This window comes from Dokdonia sp. Hel_I_63 (assembly GCF_007827285.1).
Taxonomy (GTDB): Bacteria; Bacteroidota; Bacteroidia; order Flavobacteriales; family Flavobacteriaceae; genus Dokdonia.
In genome coordinates this window covers 2,179,848-2,204,647 of record NZ_VISD01000001.1, presented here as the reverse complement: position 1 = coordinate 2,204,647, position 24,800 = coordinate 2,179,848, and the positions used below count along the sequence as shown (strand labels likewise).

At 37.0% G+C, this 24,800-nt stretch carries 11 protein-coding genes; 9 read left to right on the top strand and 2 right to left on the bottom strand.

All coding sequences use genetic code 11. The features are described 5' to 3' along the window. The first annotated feature begins 18 nt into the window (after positions 1 to 18). The gene (locus JM84_RS09590; RefSeq protein ID WP_144783987.1) at positions 19 to 1,230 is read left to right on the top strand and encodes an RsmB/NOP family class I SAM-dependent RNA methyltransferase; all 1,212 of its coding nucleotides are present in this window, start codon (positions 19 to 21) and stop codon (positions 1,228 to 1,230) included. Between the two features lie 129 nt (positions 1,231 to 1,359). On the opposite strand, the gene JM84_RS09585 is transcribed toward JM84_RS09590, so the two are convergent. Then, positions 1,360 to 4,356, bottom strand: coding sequence for a GEVED domain-containing protein (locus JM84_RS09585; protein ID WP_144783985.1), 2,997 nt, complete (start codon positions 4,354 to 4,356; stop codon positions 1,360 to 1,362). A gap of 174 nt (positions 4,357 to 4,530) precedes the next feature. Here JM84_RS09585 and purL point away from each other — a divergent pair, with 174 nt between their 5' ends. From purL to JM84_RS09545, 8 genes are all read left to right on the top strand, one after another. After that, positions 4,531 to 8,268: a phosphoribosylformylglycinamidine synthase gene (purL, locus tag JM84_RS09580; protein ID WP_144783983.1), complete on the top strand. Its 3,738-nt coding sequence runs from the start codon at positions 4,531 to 4,533 to the stop codon at positions 8,266 to 8,268. A 200-nt stretch (positions 8,269 to 8,468) separates the two neighbouring features. Beyond that, on the top strand, positions 8,469 to 10,856 hold the full coding sequence (locus JM84_RS09575) for a M14 family zinc carboxypeptidase (protein WP_144783981.1): 2,388 nt from the start codon (positions 8,469 to 8,471) through the stop codon (positions 10,854 to 10,856). Between the two features lie 129 nt (positions 10,857 to 10,985). Continuing rightward, positions 10,986 to 12,755, top strand: coding sequence for an AMP-dependent synthetase/ligase (locus tag JM84_RS09570; protein WP_144783979.1), 1,770 nt, complete (start codon positions 10,986 to 10,988; stop codon positions 12,753 to 12,755). Between the two features lie 72 nt (positions 12,756 to 12,827). Next, positions 12,828 to 13,262: a methyltransferase family protein gene (locus tag JM84_RS09565; protein WP_144783977.1), complete on the top strand. Its 435-nt coding sequence runs from the start codon at positions 12,828 to 12,830 to the stop codon at positions 13,260 to 13,262. A gap of 159 nt (positions 13,263 to 13,421) precedes the next feature. Beyond that, the gene (gene uvrA, locus JM84_RS09560; protein ID WP_144783975.1) at positions 13,422 to 16,253 is read left to right on the top strand and encodes an excinuclease ABC subunit UvrA; all 2,832 of its coding nucleotides are present in this window, start codon (positions 13,422 to 13,424) and stop codon (positions 16,251 to 16,253) included. Positions 16,254 to 16,300: 47 nt separating this feature from the next. Then, positions 16,301 to 16,990, top strand: a complete 690-nt coding sequence (locus JM84_RS09555) for a TIGR00730 family Rossman fold protein (RefSeq protein ID WP_035337030.1) — start codon at positions 16,301 to 16,303, stop codon at positions 16,988 to 16,990. Positions 16,991 to 17,160: 170 nt separating this feature from the next. Continuing rightward, positions 17,161 to 19,926, top strand: a complete 2,766-nt coding sequence (locus JM84_RS09550; protein ID WP_261375719.1) for a metalloprotease — start codon at positions 17,161 to 17,163, stop codon at positions 19,924 to 19,926. A 182-nt stretch (positions 19,927 to 20,108) separates the two neighbouring features. Next, complete coding sequence (locus JM84_RS09545) at positions 20,109 to 22,517, top strand: thiamine pyrophosphate-dependent enzyme (RefSeq protein WP_144783971.1); 2,409 nt, start codon at positions 20,109 to 20,111, stop codon at positions 22,515 to 22,517. A 118-nt stretch (positions 22,518 to 22,635) separates the two neighbouring features. Here JM84_RS09545 and JM84_RS09540 read toward each other — a convergent pair whose 3' ends face one another. Beyond that, positions 22,636 to 24,684 carry an HD family phosphohydrolase gene (locus tag JM84_RS09540; protein WP_013752221.1) on the bottom strand — a complete coding sequence of 683 codons (2,049 nt, stop codon included), beginning with the start codon at positions 24,682 to 24,684 and terminating at the stop codon, positions 22,636 to 22,638. Positions 24,685 to 24,800: the final 116 nt, after the last annotated feature.

The window sequence follows — 24,800 nt, the reverse complement described above, 5'->3', positions numbered from 1 at the left end:
ACACCCTCAAAATAAAGTATGAAATTACACAGAAATTTAGTCTTTGCCGCAGTTGATGCACTAGGGATGATATTTAATGACGGAGAACAAGCTGATAAGGTTTTAAGAAAGGTTCTCAAATTTGACAAAAGATGGGGATCCCGTGATCGCGGTTTCATTGCAGAGACGGTTTACGATATCGTGCGCTGGCAAAGATTATACTCAGAAATTGCAGAAGTAAAAGCACCATATAGTAGACCTAATTTATTTAGGTTATTTGCTGTTTGGGCTACATTAAGAGGTATTGAAGTTCCAGACTGGAAACAAATGGAACCTATACCTACTCGTAGAATAAAAGGACGTTTTGACGAACTTTCAAAAATCAGAAAGTACAAGGAGTCTATTCCAGACTGGATGGATGAGATGGGAGAGAAAGCACTTGGTAAAAAATGGGCTTTAGAACTTGCGGCTTTAAATACACAAGCACAAGTTGTACTTAGAGCAAATACCTTGAAGACTACTCCAAAAGATTTAAGAAATACCCTTGCAGATCAAGATATAGATACTCGATTATTAGATGGGTATCCTGATGCTATAGAGCTTGTAGAACGTAAGAATGTATTTACAACAGAAGCTTTCAAAAATGGCTTCTTTGAAGTACAAGATGCCTCATCTCAAAAAGTGGCACGTATGCTTGATGTACAACCAGGAATGCGCGTAGTAGATACTTGTGCAGGAGCTGGAGGAAAAACTTTACACCTAGCAGCCTTGATGGAAAATAAAGGTCAGATTATCGCCATGGATATCTATGAAGGTAAACTTAAGGAACTTAAAAGAAGATCTAAGCGCGCTGGAGCTCACAATATAGAGACAAGAGAAATTACATCAACTAAGGTTTTTAAGAAACTCTACAATACAGCAGACCGTGTATTGATTGATGCACCATGTACTGGACTAGGAACTATTAAACGTAACCCTGATCTAAAATGGAAATTGCAGCCAGAATTTATAGACAAGGTCGTACAAAGACAAGCAGAATTACTAGAAAGCTATAGTAAAATCGTTAAGGAAGATGGTAAAATGCTTTATGCTACTTGTTCTATCTTACCTAGAGAGAATCAAGAGCAAGTGCAAGCCTTCCTAGCTACAGAACAAGGTCAGAAGTTTCAACTTGATAAAGAAGAAACAGTAAGCCCTGCAAAGACTGGTTACGACGGATTCTACATGGCATTGCTTTCGCGAAAGCAATAAAAAAACACCTCGCCACTTCTCTTATTTATTATAGAAGAGTTCTGAGATTATACTTAAAAAAAAAGGCCTTATTATCGATTGATAATAAGGCTTTTTTTATGTGAATAAATCTAATGTAAGAATTAAAATCTACTGCACTATAATCTTCTTAGTTTTAGTAAATCTACCCGTTTGATCATTTACTGTTACTATATACACTCCTGAAGAAAGGTTAGCTAAGTTCAATAATACTCTAAAACCATCAATACCTCTAGCAATTGCTTTATACGTTAATTGCTGCCCTAAGAGATTAGAAACACCTACATACACTTTACCATCATAATCTGTTGGCAATTGCACATCAAATTGATTGTCTTCTAGTGAAGTGATAACTAAATCTGTAGTTCCTTGTAGAAAATCATCAATGCTCAATGTATCATCTATAGTAACCGTATAATCCTGGACTTCCCCAAAACGGAAATCTGAACACGGATTATTAATGTCACCTGGCTCTGCACCATCAATAGCTTTAGCTCTTAAAGTATGACTTCCTAAAGGAGCGTCTACTGGGATTACCAGATCAAAACTATCTAGCGTATTTGCTCCTGGAAAAGGAACACCTTGAATTAATTGTTCAGACTGTTCAAAAATCCCGTCGTCATTGAAGTCAACCCATACAGACAATACTTCTATACCAGCTCCCGCATCATAATTATGACGCGCTTGAAGTACGTATTCATTTTGACCAGCTACATTACTTAGTGTTGTTTCTAGATCTGTACGGTCTGCATAACCTTGAGGCCCGTTAGTTGGTTCTGTGTTACATCCATCACCACCATCATCAACATTGATGGTGTTTAATATAAATTGCTTAATCCCGTCTGCTTGACAACCTGCACCATTAGGTTCGGTCGCGCGAGGCATACAAGAGTTAATTACTTCTGTAGTTGCAGCGTCATTTGAAGGATCTTGATCACCCACGCTATTAGTTCTTGCTTCTAATTGATAGGTGGTAAATACTGTAATATCTGCTTGAACTGCAAATGTGAAATCTTCAATCGCTCCAGGAGCGATAGCGCCAGTAAATGTTTCTACTACAGCTGTTCCTCCATCTACAGCATACTGTACTTCAAAATCTGATTGGGTATTAGCTCCAAAGTTCTTAATACGAATAACCACTGTTTCTTGTGACAACCCTCCAGCCGATTCTGGTGAAGTGATACTCACAACTCCAAGATCATTTTCATATAAGTGCGTTACCGTTTTTACAGCATCATTATTTACTGGAGCTTGATCTGTTACGAGACTAGTCTCCGCAGCTATTAAATACGATTGCCCTTGTACAGATAAATCTGCAGTGGTTGTAAATTCATATGAGCTGTTAGAGTTAGGTGCAATAGGTCCAGTAATCACCTCATTTGCTACCACCACCCCATCTATTGATAATGAAATAGGAATATCTACTTGAGGATCTGTCCCAAAGTTTCTTACTGTAACTTGAATTGTTTCTGCACTTGTGAGAATTCCGTCTACTGGAGAGTCGATGGCAATTACACCTACATCATTAGTAAATCCATCAGATAATCTAAAAGAAGCTATCTGCGTATCCCAAAAATTAGTTGCCGAGAAATATTCGGCGGTATGCCAGAATGAAAAGTCATTTGGATCCATTGTTAAATGTGAGTAATCTCCAAAACGATTAGAAAAAGTTTGTATTCCAGAACCTTGTACAATAATGGCTTCACCCAGTGTCATCTCACCAGCTGTATCGCCATCAAAACGTCCGGTATAGCTTATTCCGATAAAATCATTTGCACTTCCTACATTAAATGCAAGGCCTATATTGCCTTGAGCATCCATTGCCCCACTTCCCATAAAACGGCTTTTTCCATCAGAAGGAGCATAAGTTCCTTGCTGGAAAACACTCCACGGTTCTGTATCGCTGTTACGTAACTCTGTCCATCGTATTCCTGATCTATCATTTCCGTCTACATCTACATTAAATGTGATAAGCCATGAGTTATGATCTTCAAAACTTCTATAATTGGCAGCATAAGATATGACACCTCCTATCATATCTATTTTTTGATTAGAACCTGGTTGAGCAAGATCTCCCTCTCCAAATTCTCCGAAAACAGAATCGAAAGGGGCAACAGGAATTTCTAATGGCATAGATACCGTGGAGTTTCCGGGCTCGTCAAAATCTACATCTAGTTCCCAGACTTTTAAGTGATCTTCTGTAATTGCTCCACCCCAGCCATCATCTTGTAAATAAACAATGTAACCTGGTGCGTCCTCTGGAAATGAAAAGCCCGTTAAATTTGCTGGTTCTGGACTAAAAACAGTGCCGGGATTGCGCACAATCCCTGGCAGATTAAAACCTACTAAAGTCACAGTATCCTCTCCGGCAAGCATTGCTGCTCTATCTAACGCATAGGTGGTGTTTCCTTGATTTTTATTTGCAGTTAAATAATAGGCATCTGGCCAAACTGCATAATGTGGGTAATCTGGAAAAGCATCTAACTGAAATTGATATATAAAGTAAGCTCCTGTAGGATCCGGAGTTTCTGACACTCCTATAACAAGAATATTATTTAAACTAGCAACGGTAGACGTTTGAAACTGACTCACAAAAAATCGATCTGCAAGTTGGTCATACATAACTATAGGATCTCCTTCATTCTGTCCATTTCCTAGAAAATCTCCTAACGCTACAGGCCCCAAGAGTAACGTTCCTTGCTTATCAAATATATTAATGACACTATTTATACCTTGTACATAGTGATCAGGCCCTACCGCTCCAGATGGGTCTGGTGGTGTAAAATTGGACTGAGAGGAGTTTCCACCTCCAAAATTTGCTTCAGTTTCAAGCATTCTAAACTGTCCCGAAGCAAACTGTGTAATAGGATCTGAACCTAGTGGTAATGCTTGATCATTTATCTTTCGGTTTCCTCGTAAATTATTAGGAACAATCGTAATCTCTGATACTCCTAAAGATTTATTTGAGGTAATTATAGGTTGATCTCTCAGTGCTGCTGTTTTACCTATAAATTTTCCCTTAGTGATCTCTGTAGGAGGTAATAACTCCTGCGCAATGAGATAATTAGAAAATGTAACTAGCAAAATTATTAGTAGTTTGTTCTTCATAATTTGGGGAGTTTAGTTTCTGTTTACTAAAGATAATACATTTTATTCCCCTTATCTTAATAAATGGTTAACAACTCTTTTAAAGAACATGACAAAGAGATATTATCCTACCTATCATATCAATAAATATTGTAGTAAATTTACGTCCTTAAACAACGCAACAAAACCAATCGGATGATCCACTTCTTTGGAAACCCTCAAGGCACTGTTTACGCAGTACAAAGCACACAAGCATTTTCACAAGACGATACCGCTAAGCTCGTATGGCTTTTTGGCAACTCTCAAAAAATTGAAGCGTCTCATATTGACGCTTTTTTTATTGGTCCAAGAGCAGCTATGATTACGCCTTGGAGCACTAATGCTGTAGAGATTACCCAGAATATGGGAATTTCAAATATTATAAGAATAGAGGAGTTTCACGCTTTCGCGAAAGCGAACTCTTCATCACAACAAGTTAACACGACTCCTTTTCCATCTATAGAAGATGCTACAGGCGTAGTTACAGAAAGTACTCTTGATTATGATCCTATGATCTCTCAAGAATACGCAGCTTTAAATCAAGAGATTTTTACGGTTAACGTTACTCCAGAACCTATATTATCTATAGAGGATATTGCTGCATATAATGAGCAAGAAGGTTTGTCGTTAAGCGATGAAGAGGTTGCTTACCTTGATGGTGTTGCTGCCAAAATAGGCAGACCACTTACAGACTCTGAAGTTTTTGGTTTTAGCCAAGTGAACTCTGAGCACTGTCGTCACAAGATTTTTAATGGAACCTTTGTGATTGATGGAGAAGAGATGCCTTCTTCCCTATTTAAGTTAATAAAGGAAACTTCAAAAGTAACTCCAGGAACAATAGTTTCTGCATATAAAGATAATGTTGCTTTTATAGAAGGACCTAGAGTAACACAATTTGCTCCAGACACTGCAGATAAGCCAGATTTCTATACAGAGAAAGATTTTGACTCTGTTATTTCTTTAAAAGCAGAAACACACAACTTCCCAACTACCGTAGAGCCTTTTAACGGAGCTGCTACAGGTTCTGGGGGAGAAATACGTGATAGACTTGCTGGAGGTAAAGGATCACTTCCTCTTGCTGGAACAGCTGTGTATATGACTCCGTATTCTAGACTTGAAGAAGAACGTCCTTGGGAGCATGGAATGGATGCTCGTAAATGGCTTTATCAAAACCCGATAGACCTCCTTATTAAAGCTTCAAATGGAGCATCAGATTTTGGAAACAAATTTGGGCAGCCTTTAATCGTAGGTTCAGTTCTTACTTTTGAGCATCAAGAAGACGGTCAGCGTCTTGGGTATGACAAGGTAATTATGCAAGCTGGTGGTATTGGTTACGGAAAGCGTGAGCAAGCGCTTAAAGACACTCCGCAAGATGGTGACAAAATTGTAATCTTAGGAGGTGAAAATTATAGAATAGGAATGGGTGGTGCTGCTGTTTCAAGTGCAGATACTGGAGCTTTTGACTCTGGAATAGAACTTAATGCGGTACAACGTTCTAACCCAGAAATGCAAAAACGTGCTGCAAATGCAGTACGAGGAATGGTAGAAAGTGATGTAAACCCAATCGTATCTATACACGATCACGGTGCTGGAGGACATCTTAACTGTCTTTCTGAACTTGTAGAAGATACTGGAGGTCGTATCGATCTTGATAAATTACCCGTAGGTGACCCTACCCTATCCGCAAAAGAAATTATAGGAAACGAGTCGCAAGAACGTATGGGTCTCGTAATAGGTGAAAAAGATATCGATATGCTACAGCGCATTGCAGATCGTGAGCGCTCACCTATGTATCAAGTAGGCGATGTTACAAATGATCACCGTTTTACTTTTAAAAGTAAAACAACAGGCTTAAGTCCTATGGACTTGCATCTAGATGATATGTTCGGGAGTTCTCCAAAAACTATAATGACAGACAAAACAGTTGTTCGCAATTATAAAAACCCAGAGTATCAACTGGAGCACTTCCACGATTATCTAGAACAGGTATTGCAACTAGAAGCTGTGGCTTGTAAAGACTGGCTTACTAACAAAGTAGACCGCTGCGTAGGTGGTCGTGTTGCAAAACAACAATGTGTAGGACCCTTACAAATACCACTTAACAATGTGGGTGTAATGGCACTTGATTATAAGAGTACAGAAGGAATTGCTACTTCTATAGGACACTCACCAGTTTCTGGACTTATTGATCCTGTAGCGGGAAGTAAAAACAGTATTGCGGAGGCTCTTACAAACATTGTATGGGCACCTCTTAAAGATGGATTACAGTCTGTAAGCCTTTCGGCAAACTGGATGTGGCCTTGTAAGAATGAAGGAGAAGATGCACGTTTGTATAAGGCTGTAGAGGCAATATCTGCAATGGCAATTAACCTTGGGATCAACGTCCCTACAGGGAAAGATAGCCTCTCAATGAAACAAAAATATCCAGATGGAGATGTAATTGCTCCTGGAACGGTCGTTATTTCGGCAGCTGGAAATTGTAATGATATTAATAAAGTAGTAGAGCCAGTTCTTCAAAAAGACGGTGGTGCTATTTATTATATCAACATGTCTGGAGATACCCATAAACTAGGAGGATCTAGTTTTGCACAAGTATGTCATGCTATAGGTAACGAAGCGCCAAGTGTTGTGAGTGATACCGCTTTCGCGAAAGCGTTTAACGCCATTCAACAACTCATAAAAGACGACAAAATTCAAGCTGGTCACGATGTTGCGAGTGGCGGACTTATCACTACCCTACTTGAACTTTGCTTTGCAGATGTAAACTTAGGTGCAAACTTAGATTTGACTCCACTTGGAGAACAAGACCTTATCAAGGTGCTTTTTTCTGAAAATGCAGGATTAGTTTTCCAAGCAGATGCATCTGTTGAAAAAATACTTACTGATAATGGTGTTACATTCTCAAAAATAGGAACGGTAACAACCACTGCAGAGCTAACAATCAAAAATAGTGGCGTAGAATTAGGTCTTAACATTGCATCACTTCGTGATACTTGGTTTAAGACTTCTTATTTACTAGATAATAAGCAAACGGCAAATGGTCTTGCAAAGGATCGTTTTGACAATTATAAAGTACAACCACTACAATATACTTTTCCTGGAAACTTTACAGGAAAAAAGCCAGTATTAGATACTAGCAAAGCTAGACCTAAAGCGGCAATCTTACGTGAAAAAGGAAGTAACTCTGAGCGCGAGATGGCAAATGCGATGTACCTCGCTGGTTTTGACGTAAAGGATGTACACATGACAGATTTAATATCTGGACGTGAAACGCTAGAAGATATTCAGTTTCTTGGAGCTGTAGGAGGGTTTTCTAATAGTGATGTATTAGGATCTGCCAAAGGATGGGCTGGTGCCATAAAATATAATGAGAAGGCAAATAAAGCGATTAAGAACTTTTTTGCACGTGAAGACACACTCTCTGTTGGAATTTGTAATGGTGCCCAATTATTCTTAGAACTTGATCTTATAAACCCAGATCACGAAAGGTTAGCTAAATTAAAACACAATAAAAGCCGCAAGCACGAGAGTAACTTTACTTCTGTGAAGATTGAAGAAAACAACAGTGTGATGCTTTCTACGCTTGCTGGAACAACCTTAGGTGTATGGATTTCTCATGGTGAAGGTAGATTTGATTTACCTATGGGAGCAAATGCATATGATATTGTAGCGACCTATGGTTATGAAGGATACCCTGCAAACCCTAACGGGTCTGACTTTAATACAGCGATGATTTGTGATACTACAGGTCGTCACCTTGCAACAATGCCGCATATTGAGCGATCTACATTCCCATGGAACTGGGCGCACTACCCTGCTGGAAATAGTGATGAGGTGAGTCCTTGGGTTGAAGCGTTTGTAAACGCAAGAAATTGGGTAGAGAAAAACTCATAATATTATATACTTCTAATTACAGAATGCCTCACTTATCACTAAGTGAGGCATTTTTTATAAAACCTTGTAATTAAGTTACATAATATTTCAACGAGTATATAATATGTAATACTATTTATATATTACCGACTAGGTAGGACAATTTGATTGCAGCTTGTTTTATCTTTAGTTGCACATATTCAACCAAGTAAGACACTTTTATGCGCTTTAAAAAACTACCAATTATTGTTTGTATATTTTTCTGTTACGCTTTCGCGAAAGCGCAACAAGAAACCCCTCAATATAAACGTATAAAAGTATTTTTAAACCAAACTCAAACGCTTGCACAATTAAACCTAACTGGTGTTGCTGCAGACCATGGTATACATAAAGAGGGAACTTTTATCATATCTGACTTTTCATTGCAAGAGCTAGAGAAAATTAGAAATGCAGGTTTTCAATACGAAACCATTGAAGAAGATATTCAAAAAGCCTATAAAGAACAATCAACACGATCCAGCACTGCCACTCGCAACGTAGCTTGTAGCTCCAGCGATGCTCTGACATATGAAACTCCTGCAAATTTTAATCTTGGATCTATGGGTGGCTACTTGACGTATCAAGAACTACTCGATGAACTTGATGACATGGCTGAGCAATATCCAGACTTAATAACTACGAGAGCTTCGATAAGTAACTTCCTTACGGAAGGACTTCCAGATGATGGTGTCACGCCGTCCATAGGAGGAAATCCTATTTACTGGTTAAAAATAAGCGACAATCCTGAAAACGATGAAACTGAGCCAGAAGTATTATATACGTCTATACATCACGCTAGGGAACCTATGTCACTTATGCAACTGGTATATTATATGTGGTACTTGCTTGAAAATTATGATACTGATGAAGAGGTACAAGCTATTGTAAATAATACGGAGCTTTATTTTATACCTGTAATAAACCCTGATGGTTACTTATATAATGAGCTAACAGATCCTGATGGTGGTGGCCTATGGCGTAAGAATAGAAAAAATGGACATGGTGTTGATAATAATCGCAACTATGACTATCATATTAATGGTAATCCTAATGATGGTAGCTGGGGCGGTCCTGGATCTTCGTCAAATACAAATAATGAAACATATCACGGTACAGGCCCTTTCTCTGAAGTAGAGACTCAAGCAGTGAAGTGGTTTGTAGAGCAGCATGATTTTGTGATTGCTCTTAATAATCATTCTTTTGGCGAGTTAGTTTATTATCCTTTTGGCTATGCAGATGTGGACACTCCAGACGATGATTTATTTCAAGGGATAGGCGATGCTCTTACCTCTATAAATGGCTACAATGCATTTAATGATTTCCCATTTGCTGGAGACAGTGATGATTTTATGTACGGAACAGTGGGAACTCATGATAAAATTTTTGCTTTCACCCCAGAGATAGGAACATCATTTTGGCCGCCTGCAAGCTCGATTATTAGCACTTCGCAAAACATGATGTTTCTCAATCTTACGGCCGCTCAAATAGCTGGTAATTATGGCAAACTAACCGAGACCTCACCTACTTTTACTGGTGAGTCAGCTGCTTTATCAACTTCTTTTGATTTAGAGAGACTGGCTGTAGAAAATTTAGGAGATTTTACTATTACCTTTTCTCCCGTATCTTCTAATATTATTGATCAAGGAGCGCCAATTACATTATCGAGTTTAGCACCCTTAGCGACACAATCTGGAAGTATAACCTATTCCCTATCTACAAGCGTAGAAGTGGGTGATGCTATTGAATTTGATTTAATTATAGACAATGGCTTTTTTGAAAAGGAGGTTCGCGTTAGTAAAATATACGGTAGCACAACAGAGATATTTTATGTAAATGGAAATTCGCTCACAGATTTTGGATCTACAAGTTGGGGAACCACAAATGTAAGCTTTGTTTCCCCTTCCTCTTCGATAACAGATTCGCCTTCTGGTAATTATAGTAACAATGCTAGTAATATCATTGAACTAACACAATCTTTAGACCTCACAGATGCTATTACAGCAACAGTGAGCTACCATGCAAGATGGAACATTGAAGATACATGGGATTATGTGCAATTTGAGATTTCTAAAGACGATGGTATCACCTGGGAACCACAATGTGGTAATTTTACCACTATCGGAACAAATATTCAGCCTCAAGGTGAGCCTTTATACGACAGTATCCAGAATGATTGGATACTCGAAGAAATTAATTTAAGTGATTATATAGGAGAAACAATTAGGGCAAGATTCCGTTTAGTTACAGATGGTGCCGTAACGAGAGATGGTTTTTACTTTGACGATTTATCTTTTTCTATACTCTCAGGAGAACAATTAACTGTAGATAATGAACAATTTAATAATGCTTTTGAAGTGTTTCCAAACCCAGTTTCAAATCAACTTAATATACGTACATCACTAAGCTCGTATGAGACTAGTGTTTACAATATCCTAGGTCAAAATGTAACTCCAGCAGTCCAACAAACCGGAAACGCAAGCGTAGACTACGCTTATTTACCTCAAGGAATGTACTTTTTAAAGCTTAAAACTTCAAAAAACAGTACTATTTTAAAAATTGTTAAAAATTAAGTTAAAGTGCATCTTAAAGAAAATCAAAGGGATATCTCACTTTTATGAGAAATCCTCTCTCATTTTATGAATATCTCAATAAAAACCGTGCAAATTTTCCTATTTTGTAACACTATTTAAAAGCAATCTATGGAAATTACCAGACTTTTTGATTTTCCTTATTATCAACTGGAAAAATTTAATCTCTCAGACGCACTCAACACTAAGAAAGATGGTGTTTGGGTTGCTACGTCTACTCAGGAATATATTGATCAAGCAAACGCAATTAGTCGAGGACTCTTGCGATTAGGTGTTAAACCTAATGATAAAATTGCTGTCATCTCTATGACTAATCGCACAGAGTGGAATATTTGCGATATAGGGATCTTACAATTAGGAGCTCAAAACGTACCTATTTATCCTACTATATCTGAGGAGGACTACGCTTATGTACTTAATCACTCTGAGTCTAAGTATGTATTTGTGTCGTGTAACGAAGTACGTGATAAGGTAATGTCTATAAAAGATAAAGTGCCTTCTCTTATTGAAGTGTACTCTTTTGAAGACATTGATAATTGTAAAAACTGGTCTGAGGTTCTAGAATTAGGAGCAGACACTTCTAATCAATCAGAAGTAGAGACACTTAAAGCTGCTGTAACCACTAAGGATCTCGCAACGCTAATATATACATCTGGAACTACTGGACGCCCTAAAGGGGTAATGCTATCACATGAGAACATTGTGAGCAACGCTTTGGCCAGTGCGCACCGCCTGCCTCTTGCTGACACAGGTATGAGAGCCTTGAGCTTTTTACCTGTTTGCCACATTTATGAACGCATGTTGATGTATTTATATCAATATAAAGGGGTTTCTATTTTCTTTGCAGAGTCGCTAGAGACTATAAGTGATAACTTAAAAGAGGTAAAGCCTCAAGTTATGACCGCAGTACCACGTTTGCTTGAGAAAGTATATGACAAGATTATTGCAAAAGGTGCTGCACTTACTGGAGTCAAAAAGAAATTATTCTTCTGGGCTGTAGATTTAGGTCTTAAATACGAACCATATGGTCAGAATGGCTGGTGGTATGAAAAACAACTTGCACTTGCTCGTAAACTTATATTCTCAAAGTGGAAAGAAGGTCTAGGTGGAAACCTTGATCTTATCGCTTCTGGAAGTGCCGCATTACAACCACGACTTGCAAGAATATTTAACGCTGCTGAGATGGGTATTATGGAAGGTTACGGCCTTACTGAGACCTCTCCTGTATGTTCTGTAAATGATATGCGTGATGGCGGCTTCAGAATAGGAACTGTAGGTAAGCTACTGCCAGGTGTTGAAGTTAAAATCGCAAACGATGGTGAGATTCTTGTAAAAGGACCTAACGTAATGATAGGTTACTATAAGGACAAAGAAAAAACAGACGAAGTACTAAAGAATGACTATTTCCATACTGGTGATATAGGTCACATAGATGAAGATGGTTTCTTAAAGATAACAGATCGCAAGAAAGAGATGTTTAAAACATCTGGAGGAAAATATGTTGCTCCTCAACTTCTAGAAAATAGATTTAAGCAATCACGTTTTATAGAACAAATCATGGTTATAGGAGAAGGACAAAAAATGCCTGCTGCCTTAATACAGCCTAATTTTGAATTCTTAGAAGAATGGGCAAAAATGAAAAACATAAGCTATTCTAATTTAGATGAACTTCTCGCATCAGAGCGTGTTCAAGACCGTTACCAGCAGGAAGTAAACGAAGCTAATGAAACATTTGCTAAATGGGAGAAAATTAAAGCTTTCCGTCTTACGCATGACGCTTGGACAGTAGAAGGTGGACACCTCACTCCTACTATGAAGCTTAAACGTAAGATTATAAGAGAGAACTATATTCATCTCTATAATGACATTTACGATTTATAACATTAAAAAAGGTTGCGCATTGCGCAACCTTTTTTGATTAGAGCAGTTTCTATCAAAAAACTATATCCGTTTATGTCTCTATACTCACTAGCACTTGTAATATCCCAGTCTAGCTTAATTTTCCTCATCATATGGAACGGACAGATGGTACATTGGGATCTTACTTCTCTAAGTGTCCAATTACTAGGCATATTTATAGCTCTTTGGGGTATTTACAATATTAAGATAGGAAATTTCAATATTCAGCCAGAGGCTAAATCCGAGGTTCTTGTAACTAAGGGAATCTTCAACATTTTAAGAAATCCTATGTACACAGGTATCCTATTAGTATTTCTACCTGTGGTTATTAGAGGAGACCATTTATTTCCCTGGATTTACTATGTATTATTAATTGTAGTCCTTATTCTCAAGATATATAAGGAAGAGGCTTTCCTCAAAGAAAAATTTGGTCAGAGCTATACAGTTTATAAGGCGCGTACGTGGAGAATATTGCCGTATATATTCTAATATGACTAGAAGTTTGAGAATGATTTTTGGGTTATTTACGCTTTCGCGAAAGCGTAACAACAACAACTATCAATACCGTTAACATTAACAATCTCTTATAGTGTTACTCGCTTTCTATTTAGGGCGCAAAGCGGTAAATTTGTTGCTTTGTAAAAATGTATGATAGATCACGAAGAACGTATTGAAGTTTACGGTGCTCGCGCCCACAATCTAAAGAATATAGACGTAATGATACCGAGAGAAAAACTCGTTGTAATTACAGGGTTATCTGGAAGTGGAAAGAGTTCGCTAGCCTTTGATACTATCTATGCAGAAGGACAACGTCGTTACATTGAAACGTTTTCTGCATATGCACGACAGTTTCTAGGAGGATTAGAACGTCCAGATGTAGATCAAATTCTAGGACTTTCTCCGGTTATTGCTATCGAGCAAAAAACCACTAGTAAAAGTCCGCGATCTACGGTGGGAACCATTACAGAAATTTACGATTTTTTACGTCTCCTTTATGCAAGAGCGGCAGATGCCTACTCTTACAATACTGGCGAAAAGATGGTAAGTTACAATGATGAACAAATACAGAAGCTCATTACAGAGAGTTTTGAAGGTAAAAGGATTAACATCCTCGCTCCTACTATACGCTCACGTAAGGGCCATTATAGAGAGTTATTTGAACAAATTGCAAAACAGGGTTTTGTTAAGGTTCGTGTAGATGGTGAGGTTAAGGATATTGTAAAAGGATTAAAAGTAGACCGTTACAAAGTACACGATATTGAGATTGTAGTAGATCGCATGCTCGTAAAAAAAGGTGATGACGATGATAAACGCCTTCGCGAAAGCATAAATACCGCGATGTATCATGGTGATGATGTGTTAATGGTACTTGATCAAGACACGAAGGAAGTACGTTATTTTAGCCGAAACTTGATGTGTCCTTCTACAGGAATCTCATATCCTAACCCAGAACCAAATAACTTCTCCTTTAACTCACCTAAAGGCGCTTGCCCTAACTGTAATGGCATAGGTGAGCTATATAAAGTAAATCCTAAAAAGATAGTCCCAGACCCAAAACTATCTATTAACGCTGGCGGACTAGATCCTCATGGACCTAAGAAGAACAACTGGATCTTTAAACAACTACAACTTATTGCAGAGAGGTTTGACTTTAAACTAACAGACCCTATTGAAAAGATTTCTGAAGAAGCTATGGATTTTATATTCTATGGCGGAAATGAAAAGTTTTCTGTTTCTTCAAAGCAATTAGGAGTTACTAGAGATTATAAAATTGATTTTGAAGGTGTAGCAAATTTTATAGAAAATACCTTTAATGATAGCGAGTCTACATCACTTGTACGCTGGGCAAAAGGATATATGGATAAGGTAGCTTGTCCCGTATGTGAGGGGTCAAGATTGCGCAAAGAATCACTCTACTTTAAGGTTGATGATCTTAGTATTGCAGACCTTGCTTCTATGGATATTCTTGAGCTACAAGAATGGTTTAAGACAGTAGAAAAACGACTCTCTAGCAAGCAATTACAGATTGCATCTGAGATAATTAAAGAAATTAATTCAAGAATACAATTCCTTGTAGATGTAGGACTTACATATCTTAATCTAAACAGAAGCTCAAAGTCTTTATCTGGAGGAGAGGCACAACGTATCAGGCTCGCTACACAGATAGGATCGCAACTTGTAGGCGTATTATACATACTAGATGAACCTAGTATTGGACTACATCAACGTGATAATGAAAAGCTTATAAATTCGCTTATTTCTTTGCGTGATATAGGCAACTCTGTCATCGTTGTAGAGCATGATAAAGATATGATTGAGCGTGCAGATCACGTAATTGATATAGGACCAAGAGCAGGACGTTTTGGAGGAGAAATAATAAGTGAAGGAACTCCAGAAGATTTAATAAAGCACCATACACTTACAGCACAATACTTGAATGGTGAAAAAGAAATTACCATCCCAAAACAACGTCGAAAAGGAAATGGTAAATTTATAGAGCTTAAAGGAGCTACAGGAAACAATCTAAAAAATGTTTCTATTAAGATCCCATTAGGTAAAATGATTGCGGTTACAGGAGTTTCTGGTAGTGGTAAGTCTACTCTGATTAATGAAACGCTCTACCCTATCATGAATGCTCATTATTTTAATGGTGTAAAAGTACCTATGCCTTACAAGAGCATCAAAGGACTTGACGAATGTGACAAAGTAATAGATATAAATCAAACACCTATAGGGCGTACACCTAGGTCTAATCCTGCAACCTACACTAAAGCCTTTGACGAAATTAGAAGCCTTTTTGCAAAGACTCCTGAGGCACTTATAAGAGGATATAAACCTGGACGTTTTAGCTTTAATGTCAAAGGTGGTCGCTGCGAGACGTGTAAAGGTGGTGGTTTAAGAGTGATTGAGATGAACTTCTTACCAGATGTATATGTTGAGTGTGAGACATGTCAAGGGAAGCGTTTTAATAGAGAAACGCTAGAAATACGTTATAAAGGAAAATCAATTTCTGATGTTCTTGAGATGACTATGACCGAGGCAGCAGACTTTTTTGAACCTATTCCTAAAATATATCGCAAACTTAAAACGATAAAAGATGTAGGATTAGGCTATATTACGCTAGGACAACAGAGCACAACCTTATCTGGTGGTGAGGCGCAGCGTATTAAACTAGCATCAGAACTTAGTAAGAGAGATACTGGGAATACCTTTTACATACTAGATGAGCCTACCACAGGACTTCATTTTGAGGATATTAGAGTATTAATGGATGTGCTCAACCGTCTTGTAGACAAAGGAAATACCATCCTCATTATCGAGCATAATCTAGATGTTGTAAAAACGGCAGATCACATCATAGATATAGGATATGAAGGTGGAAAAGGTGGTGGCGAGGTAGTTGCCATTGGTACTCCGGAACAAATTATTAAAAAAAATAAAGGATATACAGCCCAGTTTCTAAAGAAGGAAATGGCATAAAACTACATATACAATATAGTTTTAATTAAAAATACTAAGACATAATTATGAGTAACGAAAATAGACCAAAAGGCTGGAACGAGAAAAAAACAAATGATTCTTGGGCTATCTTTAAGATAATGGGAGAATTTGTAAATGGATTTGAAAAAATGAGCCGCATAGGTCCATGTGTATCCATTTTTGGAAGTGCAAGAACAAAACCAGATAATAAGTATTATAAACTAGCTACCGAAGTTGCTGAAAAAATTGCAGATAACGGTTATGGTGTAATTACTGGAGGAGGCCCAGGTATTATGGAGGCTGGTAATCGCGGTGCACATCTTGCAGGTGGAACATCTGTAGGACTTAACATTGAACTTCCTTTTGAGCAACACGACAATCCATATATTGATAGTGATAAAAGTTTAGACTTTGATTATTTCTTCGTACGTAAAGTGATGTTTGTAAAGTACTCACAAGGATTTGTTGTCATGCCAGGAGGTTTTGGAACACTTGATGAGCTTTTTGAAGCAATCACACTTATCCAAACACATAAAATTCAGAAGTTTCCTATTATTCTTGTAGGTACAGAATTTTGGGGAGGACTTATGGATTGGGTAAAGACTACATTACTTGATAGTTTCCAAAATATAAGTGCTGGTGATATGGATCTTATACACCTTGTAGACACTTCAGACGAGGTAATCGAGGTGCTTAATAACTTCTATGATGAATACCAATTAAGTCCTAATTTCTAATGGTGTTGCGCTTTCGCGAAAGCGTGAAAACTATATATAACAGCAAAATAAAACAGCTTATTCTATTACAAATTAACACATCCCTTTTCTAGTTGAGACACTCCCTTAAATCTCTGTATGCTTTTATCTCATTGCTTCTATTAAGTGTAGGAGCCGCGAGTCAACATACGATGGAAATTAATGCACAATTAATTTCTGAAGATAGGTCTATACATCTTGATCACACCATAACTATTACAAATACGTCTAGTGATGTGTGGAACGATGTATACTTAACAGACTGGGCACATAGTTTTTCTAGTAAAACTACACCACTGGCAAGAAGATTTTCTGAGTCTTTTGATAAGAAATTTCATCTTGCACCTGATAGTGATCGTGGTTTTACTAAAATAACTTCTATTTCTGGACAAGGGACAATTCTTCAATACACAAGGCCGAAGAAGCACCCTGATGTTATCAGAGTTATAGTAAATGATCCTATACAACCAGGAGCTTCCATTACTTTTACTCTTGATTATACTGTGATATTACCAGATGTAAAATTTACAGATTATGGAATTACTAAAAGCGGTGATTATAACTTGCGATACTGGTTTGTTACTCCTGCTGTATACAATAATGGCTGGCAATTTTATAGTAATAAAAATCTAAATGATCGCTATTTTCCTCAGACGGACATACGCTTACAATTTTCCATTCCTCAAGGTTATGATCTAGTCACGGATCTTGAGCAGAATGATATTTCAAGTTCGCAGACAAAAGGTAATAAGCTTACGGTGCTCACTGGCAAAAGCCGAACTGATGCCAAAGTTTTTTTACTTAAAAGTTCTAATTACGAAGAGGTCCAAACAGATTATGTAAACATCATTTCTAACCTACACGATTATAAAATACCCTCTCCTTTACGAGCCTTAATATCTGATCGTATTGCTGGATATTTGTATAATAACCTAGGAGAATACCCATTTGATAAAATTCTTGTTACAGATCTTGATTATAAAGAGCAGCCAGTATATGGACTTAACCAGCTACCTAGTTTCATAAGTCCTTTTCCTGATGGCTTTCAATATGAAATTAAGCTTCTTAAAACAACGATTAACAACTATGTAAATAACACACTTCTTGTTAACCCAAGAACAGATAGATGGCTCATTGATGGTATTAAGGTCTACATGTTGCAAAATTATATGGACACTTATTATCCAGACCTCAAGGTTGTAGGTTCTTTAGAAAAATACTGGCTAGTGCGCCAGTTCTATGCTTCAGAACTAGAATTTAATGATCAGTTTAATATTTTATCTACTCATATATCTAGATTAAATCTTGACCAGCCACTAGATACACCGTACGACAAGCTTATTAAATATAACAAGAATATAGGCTCTTCATACAAAAGTGGTGTAGGACTTAATTACCTGAATGATTACATAGGAGATAATAAACTTGATGAGATTATTAAGAACTTTTATCAAAAATATAAGTCTCAACCACTCACGTCATCGCAGTTTGAAAAGGAGGTAAACTTGCAAACTGATGAAGATGTAGATTGGTTTTTTAAAGACTACATAACTTCTAATAAACGGATAGATTATGCTTTAAAAAATTCTAAAGTTAAAGGAGACTCCATTTATGTAGATGTAAAAAGGAAAGAGCGTCGCTCCTCACCTATTTCTGTGTCTAGTTTTAAAAATGATAGCCTTATAAGTAAGCGTTGGGTATCTGGAACAAAGAAAATTGAAACGCTTGCCTACTTAAAGGAAGACGCAGATAGGTTTGTTTTGAACTACAAAAATGTTATACCTGAAAATAACCTGAGAAACAACTACGAGAAACCTAATGCGTTTATAGGGATCGACAAACCTATCCAGTTAAAATTTTTGCAGGATTTTGAAAATCCAGCAAAGAATCAGTTGTTTGTTATGCCTGTTGCAGAGTTTAATATTTATGATGGCTTCATCCCAGGTGTAAAGCTTTATAATAAAACGCTTCTAACGAAAGCACTCAATTACAAAATAGAGCCTCAAATAGGATTAAAATCAAAAAAACTAATAGGTAGCGCGTCTATTTCTTATAGACATGACTACCAAAATCAAGGACTATATGCTTTGAGGTATGGTATTTCTGGAAACCGTTTTTCTTATGCCCCAGATTTATTATTTACAAGGGTTACTCCTTTTGTAAATCTATCTTTTAGAACTTCAAACCTTAGATCAAATAAACGACAGAGTGCATCTGCTCGATTTGTGAGTGTACAAAGACAAGAAGATCCGCTTGTGGCATTACCTACACCTAACTACGATGTTCTTAACCTAAGGTACACTAGATCAAATCCGGGAATAATACACACACTCAACGTTACTGGAGATGTGCAGTTTGCAAAAAACTTTGGTAAGGTGTCTGGTAATATATTTTACAGAAGACTTTTTCTTAATAATAGACAATTAAATGTGCGCTTATTTGGCGGTGTATTTACCTACAACAATGCACAGGCAGATGGCAATTTTTTTAGCTTTGCGCTAGACAGGCCTACAGATTATTTATTTGATTACAATTACTATGGTCGCTCTGAAGATAGCGGTTTATTTTCTCAACAAATTATTATTGCGGAAGGTGGTTTTAAATCTCAATTGGATGATGTAGCGCCTGTATTTGCAAATGACTGGATGTTTACAGCAAACGCAAGTACAACGCTATGGAAGTATTTCTATGCTTATGGAGATGTTGGAGTTGTTAAGAATAAAAGAGCAAATGGAAGACTCGTATATGACTCTGGAATTCAAGTAAGTCTTCTTGATGACTACTTCGAGTTATATTTTCCTCTGTATTCAAATTTGGGTTGGGAAATAGGCCAACCTAACTATGATCAGAAAATTAGGTTTCAATTACAAATAAGTTTTGATACGGTGATAAGACTTTTTTCACGAAAGTGGTACTAAAGATTCTCAAAAAGGACCGTTTAAGTTGTCATATTCTTAATAAAATCAAAAAATCTTGACTTTTGTTGAAAATGGACTGCGTAAAAAGCACTTCTAATGCGAAAATTATAAGTATTTAACGCAGCTACATATTGCATTGTGGATATGTTTTGGCTATTTTTACAATCAAATCTTTTAAACTTATGGCAATTACTTCTAATACCAAAGCAGCATTATCTTATGATGACTTTAAAGAATCTGTTCTTGAAGATTATCGAATCGCTGTTACTAGTAGAGAATGTAGTCTTTTAGGACGTAGAGAAGTTCTTACAGGAAAGGCAAAATTTGGAATTTTTGGTGATGGAAAAGAGCTACCACAGTTAGCTTGGGCACGTGCTTTTAAAAATGGTGACTTTAGATCTGGTTATTACAGAGATCAAACGTTCATGATGGCGATAGACCACTTATCTATAGAAGAGTTTTTCGCAGGACTATATGCACATACAGATATAGCATTTGACCCTATGAGTGCTGGAAAGCAAATGGGTGGTCACTTTGCAACACACAGTCTTGATAATGACGGTAACTGGAAAAACTTACTAGCTCAAAAGAATTCAAGCTCAGATATATCTCCTACTGCTGGACAGATGCCTAGACTTTTAGGACTTGCGCAAGCTTCAAAGGTATACAGAAACGTTGCCGAAACTCAGAAAGAAAATTTCTCACATAATGGTGATGAAGTTGCTTGGGGAACTATAGGTAATGCGAGTACTAGTGAAGGTTTGTTTTTTGAAACTATAAACGCCGCAGGTGTACTTCAAGTACCTATGGTAATAAGTGTTTGGGATGATGAATACGGAATTTCTGTTCACGCTAGACACCAAACTACAAAAGAGAGTATCTCTAAAATTCTTGCTGGTTTCCAGAGAGACGAAGAAGATAAGGGATATGAGATTATTAAAGTAAACGGATGGGATTATCCAGCACTAGTAGATGCATATGAACGTGCTGGAAAAATAGCTCGCGAAGAGCATGTACCAGTTTTAGTTCATGTTGTTGAGCTTACACAGCCTCAAGGACATTCTACTTCTGGATCTCATGAACGCTATAAAGATCAAGATAGATTACAATGGGAACGTGAGAATGACTGTAATGTACAGTTCAGAAGCTGGCTTATTGATCAAGGTCTAGCTACAGATGAGGAACTTACCGCTATTGACAAAGATCTTAAAAAGAAAGTGCGAGATGGCAAGAAGGCTGCTTGGGAAGCATTTTTAAGACCTATTAAAAGTGAAAAAGAAAAAATCACAACAATCCTTGAAGCACTTATAAAGAGCTCAAGTAACGGAAGTTTTATAAAGCCACTTTTTGAAAAACTGGTAGAAAATAAGGAATCACTTAAATGTGATTTACTTAGTACAGCGCGTAAAGCTTTGCGTCTTACTATAGGTGAGGAATCTGATACTCACAAAGAACTCGCAGCATGGATTGATAACTATATTGCAACAATTCAACCACAATACAGCGCACACTTATACAATGAAAATGGTAATGGTGCGACTTCAATAGAGGCTGTTGCCCCTACTTATGGGGAAGAAAACCTTGTAGATGGTCGCGTTATCTTAAGAGATAACTTTGATGCTATCTTTAGCAAATATCCTAATACACTTGTTTTTGGAGAAGATGCTGGAGCCATTGGTGATGTAAACCAAGGGCTAGAAGGAATGCAAGAGAAATACGGAGAGCATAGAGTTGCCGATGTAGGAATACGTGAAGCAACGATACTTGGTCAAGGAATAGGAATGGCGATGAGAGGCTTACGCCCTATTGCCGAAATTCAATATCTTGATTATATTCTGTATGCAATCCAGATTATGAGTGATGATCTAGCAACTTTGCGTTATAGAACTCATGGTAAACAAAAAGCACCACTTATCGTAAGAACTCGAGGTCACAGATTAGAAGGAATATGGCACAGTGGATCACAAATGGGAGCCATCGTACACCTTCTTAGAGGTATGTACATTCTTACTCCTCGTAACATGGTAAAAGCTGCTGGTTTTTATAATACATTACTAGAAAGTGATGAGCCTGCACTAGTTGTAGAATGCTTAAATGGTTACCGTTTAAAAGAAAACTTGCCAACTAACATAGGAGAATTTAAAACTCCTATAGGTGTTGTCGAGACTGTAAAAGAAGGAACAGATATTACAGTCCTTTCTTACGGAAGTACACTGCGTATCGTTATGGAAGTTGCAAAAGAACTTCTAACTGTAGGTATCAACATCGAAGTAATTGATGCACAATCCTTATTACCATTTGACCTTAATCACGATGTTGTTGAGAGTATCAAAAAGACAAATCGTTTTATCGTTATAGATGAAGATATGCCAGGTGGAGCGAGTGCTTACCTACTTAATGCAGTATTAAATGAGCAAGATGCTTACAAATACCTAGATAGTAAGCCAGAAACCATGACTGCAAAGGCTCATAGACCTGCTTATGGAACAGACGGAGATTACTTCTCTAAACCTTCTGCAGATGATATATTTGAGAAAATATACAGTATGATGAACGAAGTTAATCCTTCTAGTTTTCCTACGTTGAGATAAGAAACTTAGTCTAAATATAAAACGAGATACATTAATTTGTATCTCGTTTTTTTTTACGCTTTCGCGAAAGCGTTACTAACTATTATAACTCCGTTAGAATATACTTTTAATCTAGCTCCTACTCTGGATATTCAATCCTGAGGTGATAAATGTTATTAAGCTTCTTTTTAAGTACTTTCTTAATCTGCTGAATTTCTTTGAACGTAATATTTGCATTTAGAAACTGCCCTTCATCCATTTGCTTCTTGATTATCTTTTCTACAAAAGCATCTATAAGTGTTGAAGTTGGATTTTTAAGACTCTTGGAAGCAGCTTCCACACTATCTGCCATCATTAGTATCGCAGTTTCTTTACTAAAAGGTAACGGTCCTGGATATTGAAAATCTGTGATTAGTGTGTCCTCATTAATTTCCTTTTCCTTAAAATAAAAATACTGTACAGTACTGGTACCGTGATGCGTACGTATAAAATCGATTACACGATCTGGTAAATTGTATTTGCGTGCGAGTTCAATTCCATTAATCACGTGATCTATGATAATGCGTGCACTTTCTTTTGGAGATAAATCATCATGACTATTGATACCTGTTGCTTGGTTTTCTGTAAAATCTGTAGGGTTTTCTATTTTACCTATATCATGATAAAGTGCTCCTACCCTAACAAGCATGGCGTTTGCACCTATTTCATTTGCTGCTGCTTCAGATAAGTTTGCCACATTGAGACTGTGGTGAAAAGTACCAGGAGCTTCATCTGCAAGGCGCTTGAGAAGCTTTGAGTTAGTATCTGATAATTCTAATAGTGAAACATCACTCACCAAACCAAAAATCTTTTCATAAATATAGATGAGCGGCTGTACAAATAGTGTTGCTAGACCAGCGAGTAAAAACATACCGAAGTCTTCCCACTGCAGCCCCTCCATACCACCTTCACTTATAATATTAAATGCAAAATATGCAAGTATATATATAAGTGTTATCTGACCTATGGAGATAAAGAGGTTTGCTCTTTTATATAATTCTGGTATTGTTAAGATAGTTACGATACCCGCGATTACTTGTAAGAAAAAATATTCAAAACTATCTGGCACAATAAATCCTAATAAGAGAATAGCAATTACATGCGTAAAAAGCCCCAAGCGAGCGTCAAAAAAAGCTTTTATAATGAGTGGTAGTATGCACATAGGTACAGCATATACGTACTGAGGGCTCCACTTTACAACTATCGTTGTAAGAAGCACCATAACCAAAACATTGAAAAATATAAAGGTTACTTTAGTATTATTTAAAAATACAGAAAGTCTATAAGTACGTATAAAAAGGAGCAACATTACGAGTGCCAGCAGCACTAACAAGATGTATCCAAAGAGCACCCAATTATAACGCGAATCACTTATGTTTTGCGACTCGTATTTGGCTTTTAGAGATAGTAATTTTTGCAGATTATCACCTTCTACGAGCTCTCCTCTTGCTATCACAATACTTCCCTTAGGCACTATATTGCGTGTTTCTGAAATCTGACCAAGCTCTATATCAAGTGTCTCCTTTGTAAGAACTTCATCTAACGAAACATTTGCTTCTAGCCCATCAAAGTAAAGCTGAAGATATTTATTAGAATATGCTGCATAAGCACCATTCTCAATAACAGATGTAAGATCATCTGTTACATTATTAAGCACTGAAATTTGGTTTAACCTCATTTCATATACTTCATTACCTTTTTTTATGAAGATGAGTCGGCCAGAATCATAGACAGGCTTGTTCTTTATAACCCCAGTTTTGTAAACTCCTTTTAGCAAATTACTACCATACCTTCTCAGTTCTGATTTTGGAAATTGATAATCAATACTATCAGGAAATACCTTATCAAAATTTTCATCGTAAGACGCTATTATGTTATCTACAATATCTTGATTGTAATTAAAGTACACAGCAGATTGCGATTTTACTTGACTACGCTCTTCTTCAAGTTCTGTGGCACTTTTGAGAATAGCAAAATCCTCATCTGCATACAGGTTTTCATATTGCCATGGAAAACCTTTTTGAATCTCATATTGAAATTTTCCGCTTTTCGGAAAAAAATAAACAATAAATCCTGCACAAATAAAGACAAGCAAGAGCTTGTAGATGAGATCTTGATTTTTATAAAACTTTTGTGCAGTGCTGCTCATAGGGTTGTCTAGTATGAAGCTAAAGTACTAAATTATTATCGCTTGATATACCACTTAGAGCGTCGCTATAGATTCTAAAATCTTCAAATTTTCCTTACATTCGCAAGAGAAAAATT